Source organism: Lentzea nigeriaca (assembly GCF_016907955.1).
GTDB classification, from domain to species: Bacteria; Actinomycetota; Actinomycetes; order Mycobacteriales; family Pseudonocardiaceae; genus Lentzea; species Lentzea nigeriaca.
Window position 1 is genome coordinate 865,346 of sequence record NZ_JAFBCX010000001.1, and the last position, 13,332, is coordinate 878,677.

General features: G+C 70.8%; 15 protein-coding genes. 5 read left to right on the forward strand and 10 right to left on the reverse strand.

Annotation, left to right across the window (positions count from 1 at the left end; all coding sequences use genetic code 11):
• Positions 1-9: 9 nt before the first annotated feature.
• Positions 10-1,017, forward strand: a complete 1,008-nt coding sequence (locus JOD27_RS03160) for a stage II sporulation protein M (protein WP_204760543.1) — start codon at positions 10-12, stop codon at positions 1,015-1,017.
• Here JOD27_RS03160 and JOD27_RS03165 read toward each other — a convergent pair.
• Genes JOD27_RS03165 through JOD27_RS03185 form a run of 5 tightly spaced genes read right to left on the reverse strand, consistent with a single transcriptional unit; the run spans position 1,014 to position 5,867 of the window.
• Positions 1,014-2,303, reverse strand: a complete 1,290-nt coding sequence (locus JOD27_RS03165) for a DUF58 domain-containing protein (protein WP_204760544.1) — start codon at positions 2,301-2,303, stop codon at positions 1,014-1,016. The genes JOD27_RS03160 and JOD27_RS03165 overlap by 4 nt on opposite strands.
• Position 2,304: 1 nt before the next feature.
• Positions 2,305-3,267 carry an AAA family ATPase gene (locus JOD27_RS03170; RefSeq protein ID WP_189254007.1) on the reverse strand — a complete coding sequence of 321 codons (963 nt, stop codon included), beginning with the start codon at positions 3,265-3,267 and terminating at the stop codon, positions 2,305-2,307.
• Positions 3,264-4,298 (reverse strand): DUF4350 domain-containing protein, encoded by a 1,035-nt coding sequence (locus tag JOD27_RS03175; protein WP_204760545.1) that lies wholly within the window; start codon positions 4,296-4,298, stop codon positions 3,264-3,266. The genes JOD27_RS03170 and JOD27_RS03175 overlap by 4 nt, the downstream gene beginning before the upstream one ends.
• The gene (locus JOD27_RS03180; protein WP_204760546.1) at positions 4,295-4,894 is read right to left on the reverse strand and encodes a DUF4129 domain-containing protein; all 600 of its coding nucleotides are present in this window, start codon (positions 4,892-4,894) and stop codon (positions 4,295-4,297) included. Before JOD27_RS03180 ends, JOD27_RS03175 begins: the two co-directional genes overlap by 4 nt.
• Positions 4,881-5,867 (reverse strand): DUF7847 domain-containing protein, encoded by a 987-nt coding sequence (locus JOD27_RS03185; RefSeq protein ID WP_204760547.1) that lies wholly within the window; start codon positions 5,865-5,867, stop codon positions 4,881-4,883. Before JOD27_RS03185 ends, JOD27_RS03180 begins: the two co-directional genes overlap by 14 nt.
• 150 nt (positions 5,868-6,017) lie before the next feature.
• On the opposite strand from JOD27_RS03185, the gene JOD27_RS03190 reads away from it, so the two are divergent.
• On the forward strand, positions 6,018-6,353 hold the full coding sequence (locus tag JOD27_RS03190; RefSeq protein WP_204760548.1) for an STAS domain-containing protein: 336 nt from the start codon (positions 6,018-6,020) through the stop codon (positions 6,351-6,353).
• A gap of 2 nt (positions 6,354-6,355) precedes the next feature.
• On the opposite strand, the gene JOD27_RS03195 is transcribed toward JOD27_RS03190, so the two are convergent.
• The 4 genes from JOD27_RS03195 to JOD27_RS03210 are packed head-to-tail and all read right to left on the reverse strand — an operon-like array spanning position 6,356 to position 10,580.
• Positions 6,356-8,203, reverse strand: coding sequence for a CheR family methyltransferase (locus tag JOD27_RS03195; RefSeq protein WP_204760549.1), 1,848 nt, complete (start codon positions 8,201-8,203; stop codon positions 6,356-6,358).
• A gap of 10 nt (positions 8,204-8,213) precedes the next feature.
• Positions 8,214-8,948, reverse strand: coding sequence for an ATP-binding protein (locus tag JOD27_RS03200; protein ID WP_204760550.1), 735 nt, complete (start codon positions 8,946-8,948; stop codon positions 8,214-8,216).
• Positions 8,945-9,949 (reverse strand): chemotaxis protein CheB, encoded by a 1,005-nt coding sequence (locus tag JOD27_RS03205; protein WP_204760551.1) that lies wholly within the window; start codon positions 9,947-9,949, stop codon positions 8,945-8,947. The genes JOD27_RS03200 and JOD27_RS03205 overlap by 4 nt, the downstream gene beginning before the upstream one ends.
• A 52-nt stretch (positions 9,950-10,001) precedes the next feature.
• Positions 10,002-10,580, reverse strand: coding sequence for a uridine kinase family protein (locus JOD27_RS03210; RefSeq protein ID WP_307829850.1), 579 nt, complete (start codon positions 10,578-10,580; stop codon positions 10,002-10,004).
• A 280-nt stretch (positions 10,581-10,860) separates the two neighbouring features.
• Between JOD27_RS03210 and JOD27_RS03215 the strand changes: the two genes are divergently transcribed.
• Positions 10,861-12,210 carry a replication-associated recombination protein A gene (locus tag JOD27_RS03215; protein ID WP_204760553.1) on the forward strand — a complete coding sequence of 450 codons (1,350 nt, stop codon included), beginning with the start codon at positions 10,861-10,863 and terminating at the stop codon, positions 12,208-12,210.
• On the opposite strand, the gene JOD27_RS03220 is transcribed toward JOD27_RS03215, so the two are convergent.
• Positions 12,197-12,577: a GNAT family N-acetyltransferase gene (locus JOD27_RS03220; protein ID WP_307829851.1), complete on the reverse strand. Its 381-nt coding sequence runs from the start codon at positions 12,575-12,577 to the stop codon at positions 12,197-12,199. The two genes, JOD27_RS03215 and JOD27_RS03220, sit on opposite strands and share 14 nt — an antisense overlap.
• 108 nt (positions 12,578-12,685) lie before the next feature.
• On the opposite strand from JOD27_RS03220, the gene JOD27_RS03225 reads away from it, so the two are divergent.
• Together JOD27_RS03225 and JOD27_RS45830 are read left to right on the forward strand one after the other, a co-directional pair.
• Positions 12,686-13,072, forward strand: coding sequence for a RidA family protein (locus JOD27_RS03225; protein WP_204760554.1), 387 nt, complete (start codon positions 12,686-12,688; stop codon positions 13,070-13,072).
• A 120-nt stretch (positions 13,073-13,192) separates the two neighbouring features.
• Entirely contained in the window at positions 13,193-13,324 is a 132-nt protein-coding gene (locus tag JOD27_RS45830) for a hypothetical protein (protein WP_275591545.1), read from the forward strand.
• The last annotated feature ends 8 nt before the right edge of the window (positions 13,325-13,332 follow it).

Sequence of the window (13,332 nt, forward strand, 5' to 3'; positions counted from 1 at the left end):
TGACTCATCGTGGATCTGGACGTGTTCATCGATCGTCACCGCGCGTCGTGGCAGCGGCTCGAGCAGCTGGTCAAGCGGTCCGGCCGGCTCAGCGGGCCGGAGGCCGACGAGCTGATCGAGCTGTACCAGCGGGTGACGACGCACCTGTCGGTCGTGCGCAGCCAGACCCCGGACCCCGCCACGGTCGAACGGCTGTCGGCGCTGGTCGCCCAGGCGCGCTCGGCGCTGACGGGCACGCACACGCCCGCGTGGCGCGTGGTCACCCGCTTCTTCACGCACCGGCTGCCCGCCGCGATCTACCTCGGCTGGCGCTGGTGGGTGCCGGCGGGCGTGGTGTTCTACCTGGTCAGCGGCATCATGGCGGCCTGGATCGCCTCGAACCCCGACGTGCAGGCCGCCATCGCGGCGCCGGACGAGCTGCGCGACATGACCAAGGTCGGCGGCGGGTACGAGGCCTACTACTCCAGCGAACCGGCCGGGTCGTTCGCGGCGAAGGTGTGGACGAACAACGCCTGGATCTCCGCCGCCTGCCTGCTGCTCGGCGCGCTGCTCGCGATCCCGCCCATCTATCTGCTCTTCATGAACGCCCTCAACCTCGCCGTCGGCGTGGGCCTGATGTTCGGCGCCGGCCGCGGCGGGCTGTTCCTCGGGCTGCTCGCACCGCACGGGCTGCTGGAGCTGACGGCGGTGTTCGTCGCCGCGGGCATCGGCATGCGGCTGGGCTGGCAGGTCATCGACCCGGGCAAACGTACGCGTGCCGCCGCGCTGGCCGCCGAGGGCCGATCGGTGGTGGCCGTGGCGCTCGGGCTCGTCGTGGTGCTGCTCGTGTCCGGTGTGCTCGAAGGGTTCGTGACGCCGTCCGGGTGGCCGACGTGGGCGCGCGTCGGCATCGGGGTGGTCGCCGAGCTCCTGTTCCTGCTGTACGTGTTCGTGATCGGGCGACGGGCCGCGCAGGAGGGCGAGACCGGTGACGTGGACGCGAGCGAACGGGAGGACGTCGCGCCCACGTCGGTTTAGAGCTTGCCCGCCGCCTTCAACGACAGGTAGCGGTCCGCGAGAGCGCGCGGAAGTTCATCGGGCAGCGCGTCCACGACGTCAACGCCGTGCCGTGCGAGCAAGGCGGTGAGACGGCGTCGTTCCGCCAGCGTCCGTTCCGCGGCGGCGGCCGCGTAAACCGACTCCAGATCGCCACGTCCGGCGGCCATCGCGTGCAGGGCCGGATCGGACACCGAGGCGATCAGCAACCGGTGCCGCGCGGCCAGCAGGGGCAGCACCGGCAGCAACCCGTGCTCGATCGACGGCTCCAGCGACGTCAGCAGCACGACCAGCGACCGGCGGCCCGCCCGGCGCAGCACCTCCGCCACCGCACCGCGCGCGTCGAACTCGACCAGCTCCGCCTCCAGCGGCGCCATCGCCTGCACCAGCACGGGAAGCGTCGCCCGCGGCACCGAGGCGCGCACCTTGTGGCTGAACGCCAGGAAGTCGACCTGGTCGCGCGCGTGCGATGCCAAGGCGGACAACAACAACGCCGCGTCCATCGACGTGTCCAGCCGCGGCAGGCCGCCCAGCGCACCCTGCACGCGACCGGCCGCCGTCCGTGCGGTGTCGAGCACGATCGTCACCTGACGGTCGCGTTCCGGCCGCCACGTCCGCACCACGACGTCCGACGACCGCGCCGACGCCCGCCAGTCGATCGACCGCACGTCGTCGCCGATCACGTAGGCCCGCAACGAGTCGAACTCCGTTCCGGCACCACGGATCAACGAGGCCCGCCGGCCGTCCAGCTCGCGCAGGCGTTCCAGCAACGGCGGCAGGTGGCGACGGCTGTGGAACGGCGGCAACGCGCGCACGGTCCACGGCACCACGTGCGACCCCTGCCGCGCCGCGATCCCCAACGGTCCGACGGACCGCACGGTCACGCGATCGGAAACCCGATCTCCACGACGCACGGGCCGCAACTCGAAAGACAAAGTCCGCGAGCCACCAGCGGGCACGTCGACGGCAACCCGATCGGACACCACGCCGGCGGAAGGTGCCCAGGCGTCCCGAAGAACGCCACGCAACCGACGTCCGGGGTTCCGCACGGTCAGCTGCACCGTGCACAGCTCACCCGTGCGCACCGAGGAAGCCCCGGCGCGCACGAAGGTCAACCGCCGAACCCCCGCCGCCAGCACCAAGTCCACGGCAACGCAGATCGCCAGCACCGCGAGCATGAGCAGAATCCCCTGCCACGACGGCAAGAGCAGCCCGACGACGAGAACACCGATGAGCGCGAGCAACCCCGCGCGTCCCGTGAGTGCCACGTCAGCGCGGCACCTGGACCGCGCCGAGCACGCCGTCCAGCACGCCGTCCGTCGTCACGCCCTCCAGCTCGGCCTCCGGACGCAGCTCCAGGCGGTGCCGCAAAGCCGGACGGGCCAACGCCTTCACGTCGTCCGGCGTCACGTAGTCGCGCCCGGACAACCACGCCCACGCCCGCGCCACGGCCAGCAAAGCCGTTGCCCCACGCGGAGAAACACCCAGGCGGACGGCGGGCGACTGCCGCGTCGCCCGGCACACGTCCACGACGTAGGCGATGACCTCGGGCGCCACGGTCAGCGCCCGCACCGCCGCCGAACCCGCCTCCAGGTGCGCCGCACCGGCCACCGGCGACAGCCCCGACAGGTCACGCGGGTCGAACCCGGCCGCGTGCCGCGTCAGCACGTCGATCTCGTGCTCCCGCGCCGGAATCGGCATCGTCACCTTGAGCAGGAACCGGTCCAGCTGCGCCTCGGGCAACGGGTAGGTGCCCTCGTACTCCACCGGGTTCTGCGTCGCCACGACGATGAACGGCGACGGCAGCGGCCGGGTCCTGCCGTCCGCCGACACCTGCCGTTCCTCCATCGCCTCCAGCAGCGCGGCCTGCGTCTTCGGCGGCGTGCGGTTGATCTCGTCGGCCAGCAGCAGGTTCGTGAAGACCGGTCCCTCGCGGAACGAGAACGCCGCGTTGTGCGAGTCGTAGACCAGCGACCCGGTCAGGTCGCCCGGCATCAGGTCCGGCGTGAACTGGACACGGGTCGTCGACAGGTCCAGGGCCCGCGCCATCGCCCGTACCAGCAATGTCTTCGCGACGCCCGGCACACCCTCCAGCAGGACGTGTCCCTTGCACAGCAACGCGAGGATCAACGACGTCACGGCGGAGTCGTTGCCCACCACGGCCTTGCCGATCTCCGTGCGCAACGCCACCAGCGCCGTGCGTGCCTCTTCGGTGGTGACCACTGCCGTCATCCCTTGCGCACCTCGTTCTCCAGAGCGTCCAGCTCGTCGGCCAGCGCGACCAGCCCCCGGTCGTCCACCGGCATATCGTCGTCGTAGAGCAGCGTCCGCACGTCGGCGGCGGAACGCGATGTCCTGCGGGCGATCTCGGCGGACGGGTCCTCGCCGACCGGCAACCCCAGCAGCGGGGCCAGCCGGTCGCGCGCCGCCTGCCGCAGCACCGAGGCGGCGTGCTCGGACGCGTGCGACCGGCGGTACAGCCGAGCCCTGCCCTCCACGGTCTCGGCGGCGCGTACGACGACCGGCAGCGGTTCGGTCACCACCCGGCCCAGCCTGCGCGCCCGCCACAGCGCGATCACCACGGCCGCGATCCCGAGCTGCCACGCGCCGAACTTCCAGCCGTCCGGGATCAGGTCGGTGAACGACTTCTGCTGCGAGCGGTCGGCGGCCGAGGGCATGTACCAGATCAGCCGATCGTGCTGGCCCAGCACCGCGAGCGCCAGCGCGGCGTTGCCTTCCTCGTCGAGGTCGCGGTTGGTGAAGATCGAGCTGAACCCGATCGTCGTGACCGTGCCGGTGCGTACCAGCGTCGAGTCGTAGCACCGTTGCTCGCCGTCGTACACGAACCCACCGGCGGTCGCCTGACCCGCCTTCGCCGCCAGCGGGCACTCCGGCTGCCGGGTCTCGACCTTCAGCCGGCTCTTCCCGGTCGGGGGAGCGAGCAGCACGGTGGCCGCGGCACGACGGCTCAGGTCCGCGAGTCGCTTCGGGTCGATCAGGGTCGGATGCGTCACGAACAGCGTCGCACCCTCCACAGAGGACACATCGTCAGTCGGCTCGACGTGGACGCCGTTGCGCTCCAGCAGTGCGGCGACCGCATGACTGCCCTCCGGCAGGTACGACCGCGGATCGAGCGAACCGCCCTCGCCGCCGCCGCGCAGCAACGTGATCACGACGGCCGCGAACAGGATGATCACGCCGATCAGCACGGGCCCGCGCGCGGCCGTCCAGACCCGGCCCGCGTCGGGGGAGACCGCCGTCATCCGCGCACCTTGTCGTCCACCGCGACCAGCTGCCGGTACCCCTGCTCGGTCGCGGGCCTGCCGCCATACCAGACGTCGTCGAACTGCACGGCCGCGCCGCGCAGGTCTTTCGCCAGCACGGGAAGTGCCTGCCCCGCCTCGATCGCCACCTCGTCCACCGTACGGCCGGCCCGCGGGTCGAGCACCCCGCGCTGCTCCAGCTCCCGCACGACGGCGCGGAACCGTTCGCGCACGGCCTCGGCCAGGTCACCGGCCGCCGCGGCGCGGTCGGCGGCGGCACGGTGCTCCGCAGCGGTCAGCACCGCGTCGAACACCTCACCGCCACGCGACCGCGCGGACCGGGCGGGGCGCCCGGTGCGGAGCCTGAACACGATGATGATGATCACCGCGACCACGACCATGATCGTGATCGCGGTGATGCCGCTCATGCCTCCCGCGCCGGCCAGCAGCTCGCCCAGCCGGTCCAGCACCCACGAAAGGGCCCGCTGGAGCGGGTTCTGGTCGTCGGAGACGTACGCGGGATTGCTCAGCTCCCGTGCGGCCGCCTCACGGGCCTCGTCGCGGTCGAGATCTACCGGTACGTCAGATACCGCCATGTCCCGCGGCCCGCTGGAGTTCGATGTCCATGCCCTCCGCGCGCATCCGGCGGTCGACGTAGACCAGCACGGTCACCGCGGACGTGAACGGCAGCGTGATCGTCGAGGCGATGATCGCGCCGATCGTCGACAGGACCAGCGAGCCCGCGCTCAACGCCGCCGTCGGGTCGCCGGAGAGGCCGCTCGAGACCGCGCCCGCCAGCCCGAACGGGAGGCTGATGATCCAGCTGATCACCCAGCTGATCACCGCGGCGAGCAGCAGGATGCCGAACGTCCGCCACCACGCGCCGTTGACGAGGTTCTTCGAGCGCCCGAACGCCGCGCCGACACCGCAGCGCTCCAGCACCAGCGCGGGCGTGACCAGCGCGAACAGCACCCACACCCAGACACCGGGCGCGATGCACAGGACCAGGCCGACGGTGATCAGGAGGCCGGACAGCAGGGTCGCGCCGAGCAGCGGCAGCAGCCGCGGCTTGAACTCCTCCCAGGCCTGCGCGAACGTCACCGGGCGGCCCAGGACCGCGTGGCCGACGATCACGGTGACGAAGCCCGACAGGAACACCGTGCCGAACAGCACCAGAACGACGCTGAGCAGGCCGCCGGTGATGATGCCGGCGAGGGCACCGGTGAACTGCTCCAGCGCCTGCTCCTGGGTCACCGTGTTCGGGTCCATCGTCGCCACGTTGACGACGTCGTCCAGGAACGGCAGCTGCACCAGCAGACCGACGATCTGGGTGACCGCGGCGACCACCGCGGCCGCGCCGATGATCAGCTTCGGGTACCGCCGCATCGTCGTCACGGCGCCGTCGACGATCTCACCGACAGCGAGCGGACGCAGCGGGATCACGCCGGGCTTGATCGTCGGCTGCGGTCCCGGCGGTGGCGGCGCGTAGTAGCCGGGAGGCGGCTGCGGCGGCTGCTGCGGCTGGTTCGGTTGCTGGTCGGGTGAGGACCAGCCAGGCGTGTCGGTCATCGCGGCTACCCCCGGGTCGTCGTGTGAGCGGCATCCTGCCAGACCGGTGCGCTCGTCACAGCGCGACCGGTGCGGGATCGGATCACGATTCAGCTCGTGTTTCGGCGTGTGGGCGCGCGTGGTAGCCAAAGGGGCAGGAAGGTGGGACGCGTGAACGGACCGGTGCCTCTCGAGCTGACCGCCGACCACGTCGGTTCCTCGACGGTGGTCCAGGTGGCCGGCGAGATCGACCTCGCGACGGCACCCGCGTTCGAGGCGTTCCTGCGCGACCAGCTCGCCCGCACGCGTGCCGTGCTCATGGTCGATCTGTCCGGCGTCGACTACCTGGGATCCGCGGGCCTGAGGGCGTTGCTCGCGGTGCGCGCCGAGTGCGATCGCCGCCGCGTCGACCTCGTCCTCGGCGAGTGCTCGTTCATCGTGCGCCGGGCGTTCGAGGTCAGCGGTCTCACCGGCTGTTTCCTGCGCGGGGAGAGCGAGACGGGTTAGTTCTACTGCTGCTCCATCACCAGGATCGCGCCGTCCGGCTCACCGCCGTTGGTGCGCAGCGAGCTGCACACCACCCGCACGAGGACCTCGCGGCCGCGCCGGTTCACCGCGGAGAGCTTGACCTCCTCCATGAACATGCCGTCGCCCAGCGCCGACCGCACGACCGGGCGCAGCTCGGCCACCGGCAGCCCGATGTCGAGGTTGAGCAGGTGCTCGCCCTCGGCCTCGTCACGCCGCACGCCCCACAGCTCCTCGGCGCCCCGGTTCCACGCCAGCACTCGCATCTGCACGTCGAGCACGATCACCCCGGCTCGCAGCGAGGTCAGTATCGACTCCAGGAAGTCGTTGACCCGGTCCAGCTCGGTGGTCCGCTCGCGCAGCGCTTCGTTGATCGTCTGGAGCTCGTCGTTGGTCGACTGCAGCTCCTCGTTCATCGTCTCCAGCTCCTCGTTGGTCGACTGGAGTTCCTCGTTGGTCGTCTCGAGCTCCTCCACCGTGGACTGCAACTCTTCGTTCGTGGTCTCCAGCTCTTCGTTGGTGGACTGGAGTTCCTCGTAGGCGGATTCCAGCTGCCGGTTGGCGTGCTCGAGGTCCTCCAGCAGCCGGCGCGCCGCCGTCACGTCGTGGAACGCGACCGTGACGCCCAGGATGGTGTTGTCCGCGCCGACGAGCGGGTTGACGTGCACCTCGAACCACAGTGACTCGCTGGGACCGCGCAGCCACTCGACGTCCTTGACCCGCAACGACTTGCGCTCGAGCCGTGCCTGTTCGACGTAGCCGCGCAGCTCCACCGGGCGGTAGGAGATGTCCACGTCGCGCAGCGGCCGGCCGACGTCCTTCACGGAGAGCCCGAACGTGGTCTCCGCCTGCCGGTTGATGAGCGCGACGACGTCCTCCGCCGTCACCACGATCTGGGCCACCGGGCTCGCGGAGAAGGCGTGTTCCCGCAGTTCGTCCATACCGCGCAGGTCCACCCTGCGATCGTGCACCATCGCGTGGGAAACGAAGTGTGCTGGCGTGCCTGCTCCGCCGGCGGCCTTGCGGAAGATGCGCCGCTTGAGGTCGATGGGGTCGAAGATGCGGCTGTGGCTGAGCAGCATCTCGGCCTTGCCGAGGAACAGCACGCCCTTGGGCACCAGCGCGAAGTGGAACCGGCCCAGGATCTTGGCCTGCGTCTCCTGGTTGAAGTACATCAGCGTGTTGCGGCACACCAGGAGGTCTATGCGGGAGATCGGCGCGTCCTGCACCAGGTCGTTGCGGCCGAAGATGACCGAGCGGCGCAGGTCCTTGCGGAAGCTGTAGCGGCCGTTGTGGTGCTCGAAGTACTTGGCGGCGAGCTCCGCCGGGACGGACTGCAGGTCACGCTCGACGTAGCTGGCGTGCCGTGCCTGCGTGAGGGCCTCGTCGTCGACGTCGGTGGCGTAGATCTTGACCTGCTGCCGGAAGCGTTCCGGGCCCATCGCCTCGGCCAGCGCGATCGCGAGGCTGTAGGCCTCCTCCCCGGACGCGCAGCCCGCGCTCCACACCCGGATCGGGTCGTCGGGGCCGCGTTCGGCCAGCAGCGTCGGGATGACCTCTTCACGCAGGTAGGCCCACGCCTCCGGGTCGCGGAAGAACGCGGTGACGTTGATCAGGATCGTGTTGAACAGGACGCTGAACTCGTCGGCGTTGACCTGCAGCTGGTCGATGTAGTCGCCGTAGTCCTCGACACCGATCTGGCTCATGCGATGACGCACGCGCCGCATCAGGCTGGTGCGCTTGTACCCGGTGAAGTCGAATCCGCGCGACTCCTTGAGGTACTGCAGCACCTCTTCGAAGCCCTGGTCGGGGATCGGCTGGCCGTCACTCACACTTCAGAAACTACTCGCCCCCGCGCAGACCGAGGACCGCCCACACCACCTTGCCCCCGTCGGATGACGGCGCACAGCCCCACGCGACGCTGATCCGGTCGACCAGCTGCACGCCACGATGCCCAGGGACGTCCCGGTCCGGCGACTCCAGCCGTGGTGGCGCCGGGCTGCCGTCGTGCACCGCGAGCGACAGGCCGGTGGGACGCAGCTCGACCCTCAGCACCGACTCCGAGTGCGCGTGCTGGACCGCGTTCTCGACCAGCTCGCTCACCACCAGCACCGCGTCGTCGGCGATCCAGGGCAGGCGCCACACCTCGCAGGCCTCCCGCACGACCGCCCTGGCCAGGATCGGTGCGGTCGGCGAGTTGGGCAGCGGCACGCGGCGGAACCTGCGGGCAGGTGGTCGTTCCACGACACCGAGCGCCTCGTGGAGGTTCGCGGCGGTGTGCACGAACCTCGCGACACCGCTCGCGCGCACCTGGTCGCGGTGCGACTCGGTCTCGGTCACGAGCACCAGCGGGAGGTCCGACCACTGCGAGACCTTCATCCACACCGTGGTGAACACCGACAGCATCGCTCTGCTGGGGACCACGAACTCGGGGCCGAGCCTGACGACCAGACCGAGTGGTTCGTCGGCGGCCAGCTTGACCAGCCTGTCGCGCAGGACCGGGTACGAGGCGAGGTCCAGCCTTCCCACGGGGGTCGCGACCACGACGCCCGCGAGGTCCGACGTGTCGACCTTCATGTGCCGGTCTCCTCCCGCACACCGCCCCGCAACAGATACTTGCGGAGTACGTCGGCCGCCGCCAGTGCTTCTTCCTCCTGCCTGACGTACCGCTCGGCCACCAGCTCGCGGCCCGCGTTCTTGGAGACGTCCACCATGCGGTGCGCGAGTGAGGCCTTCTCGTCCAGTGTGCGCAGTGCCGTCCACATCGCGCGCTCCAGGTTGACGCCGTATGCGTCCATGAGTGCGTCCGCCGTCCAGGCGTGTCCGACCAGGCAGCGGTACTGGGCGCTGTCGCCGGGTATCTCCACGAGAGATCCCGCGCAGTCAGGACAGGTGAGTGTTGTCGGGGAACCGATCCTGGGAATGTCGCCGTGCGCTGCGCCGGAGTCGTCTTTGGACACGGCAACCTCCGTGCGAAGTGTGTCGGACGCCGGTTTCACCGCGATCGTGTCCGCGTGCTGTCCGGCGAGGCGGGCGACCAACGGCCCGATCCGGACGACCGGCAGCACGTGGTCCACGACGACGTGCTGCAGCACGCTCTCCGCCATGCCGGGGTAGAGCGCGTCCTCCGGATCCTGCACGACCGTGGTGCCGCCGCGTTGCTTGATGGCCGCCATGCCCGCCGTACCGTCGTCGAGAGCCCCGGACAGGACCACCCCGATCACCGCGGGGCCCCTGGCGAGCGCGGCGGAGCGGAACAGCGTGTTCACGGCCGGCCGATGGCCGTTCTCGGTGGGCCCTCTCGACAGCCGCAGCACATCGTTCTCCACCACGACGTGGTGGTCGGGGCGCGCGACGTAGATGTGCGCGTTGCGCAGTTCCGCGCCGTCTTCGGCTGCCATCGCGGGCAGCGGGCCGCTGCGGGCCAGGATCGCGGGCAACGCCGACGTACCGCCCGCGGGCATGTGCAGGACGACCACCACGGCGGCCGGCAGGTCCTTCGGCACCCCCGCGACCAGGTGCCGCAGAGCCTCGACACCTCCCGCGGAGGCGCCGACGACCACCAGGTCCCTGCGCACCGAAGCTCCTCAACCTCGAGGGTTTCGACTCGGGTACCCGTGGCGCGGGGTCTCACACGATCAGTTCGGCCCTGGCCCTGCCCGGTGTCGTCCTGCGCATGCCGGCCTCGACACACCGCCTGACCACCTGCGGCTGCTCGCGCATCAGCCTGATGCCGCGCCTGACCAGCGTGGGCACCGGCTTGCGGGCCTCGGCGACGTCCCTCGCGAACCGCCGGACGAACGTGACCGGCGGGCTGGGCGCGAGCACGATCGCGTCCTTGAGCACACCGGCGTCCCTCGCACCCTCCACGAGCAGGTCCGCGAACAGCCCCTCCGCGATGAACGCGGGCGCGTCACCCAGCTCGATCGTCTGGGTGCCGACCGCGCGGTCCTCGCTGATCGAGTAGACCGGCGCCTCGACCTTGCCGGTCTCGGACAGCTCGACGACCGCTCGCAGCGCCTTGTCCGCGTCCCACGAACCCACCGCGTCCCAGTCCGCGCGGCCGTGCTCGTCCTTCGGCAGCAGCGGGTCGTCGCCGTCGCGGTAGAAGTCGTCCAGGCGCAGCACGGGCCAGCCGAGGTGGGCGGCGAGGGTCGACTTGCCTGAGCCGGAGGGGCCGGCGAGGAGAACGGCACGGGGGATGGGCACGAGTCGCGATTTTCGCACATGACAAGCCCCTGCTTCACGGGTCTCGATCGCGAGCGCCACGCTCGGGGTGGTTCCTGGTGCCCCGCGGCCCCTGCGCTGGCTCCGCCCGCTCGCGCCTGAGCCCCGGCCCCTCGGCTCGCCTGTCCCTCGGCCCGCCTGCGCCCGCCTGCCCCGGCTCCTTGTGCGCTGGGCTCCGTCGCCCGCGCGCGCCCCCAAGGGTCGCCTCAGCCCCAGGCTGTCGCGGACATCAGCCCGCGAAACAGGCGCTAGGCTCGAACGCATGAGCGAAGGTCTGTTCGACGAGGGCCTCTTCGGCGCGACCGACGAGGAGAAGGCCGAGCGCATCGCGGCCAACGCCCCGCTGGCCGTGCGGATGCGTCCGGCCACGCTGGACGAGGTCGTCGGCCAGGACCACCTGCTCGGCCCCGGCGCGCCGCTGCGCCGTCTGGTGGAGGGCGCCACCCCGGCGTCCGTGATGCTCTACGGGCCTCCCGGCACCGGCAAGACGACCCTGGCGACGCTCGTGTCGAAGGCGACCGGGCGCCGGTTCGTTGCGCTGTCGGCGTTGTCGGCCGGCGTCAAGGAGGTGCGGGCCGTCATCGACGAGGCGCGGCGCCGGCTCGTGCGGTCCGGGGAGTCGACCGTGCTGTTCATCGACGAGGTGCACCGGTTCTCCAAGACCCAGCAGGACGCGTTGCTGGGCGCGGTCGAGGACCGGATCGTGCTGCTGGTCGCGGCCACCACCGAGAACCCGTTCTTCTCCGTGGTGTCGCCGTTGCTGTCGCGGTCCCTGGTGCTGCAGCTCAAGTCGCTGACCGACGACCACGTCCGTACGGTGATCCGCCGCGCGGTCTCGGACGAACGCGGCCTCGGTGGCAAGGTGACGGTGGAGCCGGACGCCGAGGCCCACCTGGTGCGCCTGGCGGGCGGGGACGCGCGCCGGTCGCTGACGGCGCTGGAAGCCGCGGCGGACTCGGCGGCCGCGTCCAACAACGGCGTGATCACGCTGGAGCTGCTGGAGTCCACTGTGGACAAGGCGGCGGTGCGCTACGACCGCGACGGCGACCAGCACTACGACGTGACGTCGGCGTTCATCAAGTCGATCCGCGGCTCGGACGTGGACGCGGCCCTGCACTACCTGGCCCGCATGATCGAGGCGGGAGAGGACCCGAGGTTCATCGCGCGGCGCCTGGTGATCCACGCGAGCGAGGACGTCGGCATGGCCGACCCGACCGCGTTGCAGACCTGTGTCGCCGCGGCCCAGGCCGTGCAGCTCATCGGGTTGCCGGAGTGCGCGCTGAACCTCGCGCAGGCCACGATCCACCTCGCCACCGCACCGAAGTCGAACGCCGTCACCACCGCCATCAACGCGGCCATGTCGGACGTCCGGAAGGGCGCTGTCGGTGCTGTGCCGCCGCATCTGCGTGACGGGCACTACGCGGGAGCGGCGAAACTCGGCAACGCGCAGGGCTACCGGTACCCGCACGACGTTCCGGAGGGCGTGCTGACGCAGCAGTACGCGCCGGACGACCTGGTGGGCCGCGACTACTACGAGCCGACGGGCCGTGGTGCCGAACGCGCGGTGGCCGAGCGCCTGCCCAAGCTGCGCCGGGTGATCAGGGGCGAGTGACGGCCCGCGAACGCCACACGATGTCCCCGTCCCTGCGCACGACCGCGAAGCCTTCGCGCTCGTAGAACGCTCCCGCGCGCACGTTGGCCGCGAAGTGTTCGATGTGGACCTCATCGGTGTCCATCTGCGCGACGAGCGCGTCGATCAGACGCGGTCCGATGCCGTGACCGCGGAAGTCCGGGTGCAGGTAGAGCTTGTAGATGACGTGCTCGGAGTCCGTGGTGGGATCGAGCCGCCCGCGTTGCCCGACGCCGACGATCCTGTCCCGCGCTTCCGCCACCACCATCAGCCCTCTGGTGACGGCCCTGGTGATCTGCGTTTCGGTCCAGAAGCGGAGCTGGTCGCGGGCGGCTTCCTCGCCGATCAAGGGGTGTAGAGCGCCGGGATGTGCTCATCGCCGAACCTGCGGATCGCCACGATGTCGCCGGGCACCGCGTCCCGTATTTCGGTTGAGGGCATCACGCATGATCACCACATGGAACTCGTGCCGCACAACCCTTCCGACGGCGTCTACCCGGCCACCGACGACTACGTGCACGCCATGGAAGTCCGTGGCGCTGAACGGTTGTTGTTCGTCGCGGGCACCATGGGCCTCGACCCGTCCGGCACGCCCGGCGCGGATCTCGCCGAGCAGCTCGACCTGATCTGGGCCAATATCCGCACGATCCTCGCCTCGGCGGGGATGACCGTCGCCAACATCGTCCGCCTCACCAGCTACCTGCGCGACGCGTCGTACGCGGAGGCCAACGCCGCCGCCCGTGTCGCGGCACTCGGCGGCAGGCCGGTGCCGACGACCGCGATCGTCGCCACGACCCTGGTCAGCGACTGGCTGGTGGAGATCGAGGTGGTCGCCGCAGGGTGACCGGGTACGGTCCGGTCGTGTCGAGTGATCGCACGGCCAATGGGGTAGCGATGACCTTGGCTTCCCGCCCACCGCAGCCACCCGCCGTCCGGACGACGACGAGGACCTTGCCGACACCTGGTGCGGCCGCTCATCGGCGAGACGGTCACCATCGGTCCGTTCGCCCGAAAGCGGCTCGTGGTCGTGCACGAGGCCCTGAAGTTGTTCCCGGGCAAGCGTTACTCCCGCGACGAGGAGGCGGAGGTCGCGTAGGTTCGGCG

Coding starts and splice junctions, on each gene's coding strand:
- JOD27_RS03180 (WP_204760546.1), bottom strand. CDS start 4,894: ATGGCGGTATCTGACGTACCGGTAGATCTCGACCGCGACGAGGCCCGT.
- JOD27_RS03215 (WP_204760553.1), top strand. CDS start 10,861: ATGAGCGAAGGTCTGTTCGACGAGGGCCTCTTCGGCGCGACCGACGAG.
- JOD27_RS03170 (WP_189254007.1), bottom strand. CDS start 3,267: ATGACGGCAGTGGTCACCACCGAAGAGGCACGCACGGCGCTGGTGGCG.
- JOD27_RS03200 (WP_204760550.1), bottom strand. CDS start 8,948: ATGAAGGTCGACACGTCGGACCTCGCGGGCGTCGTGGTCGCGACCCCC.
- JOD27_RS03185 (WP_204760547.1), bottom strand. CDS start 5,867: ATGACCGACACGCCTGGCTGGTCCTCACCCGACCAGCAACCGAACCAG.
- JOD27_RS03175 (WP_204760545.1), bottom strand. CDS start 4,298: ATGACGGCGGTCTCCCCCGACGCGGGCCGGGTCTGGACGGCCGCGCGC.
- JOD27_RS03225 (WP_204760554.1), top strand. CDS start 12,686: ATGGAACTCGTGCCGCACAACCCTTCCGACGGCGTCTACCCGGCCACC.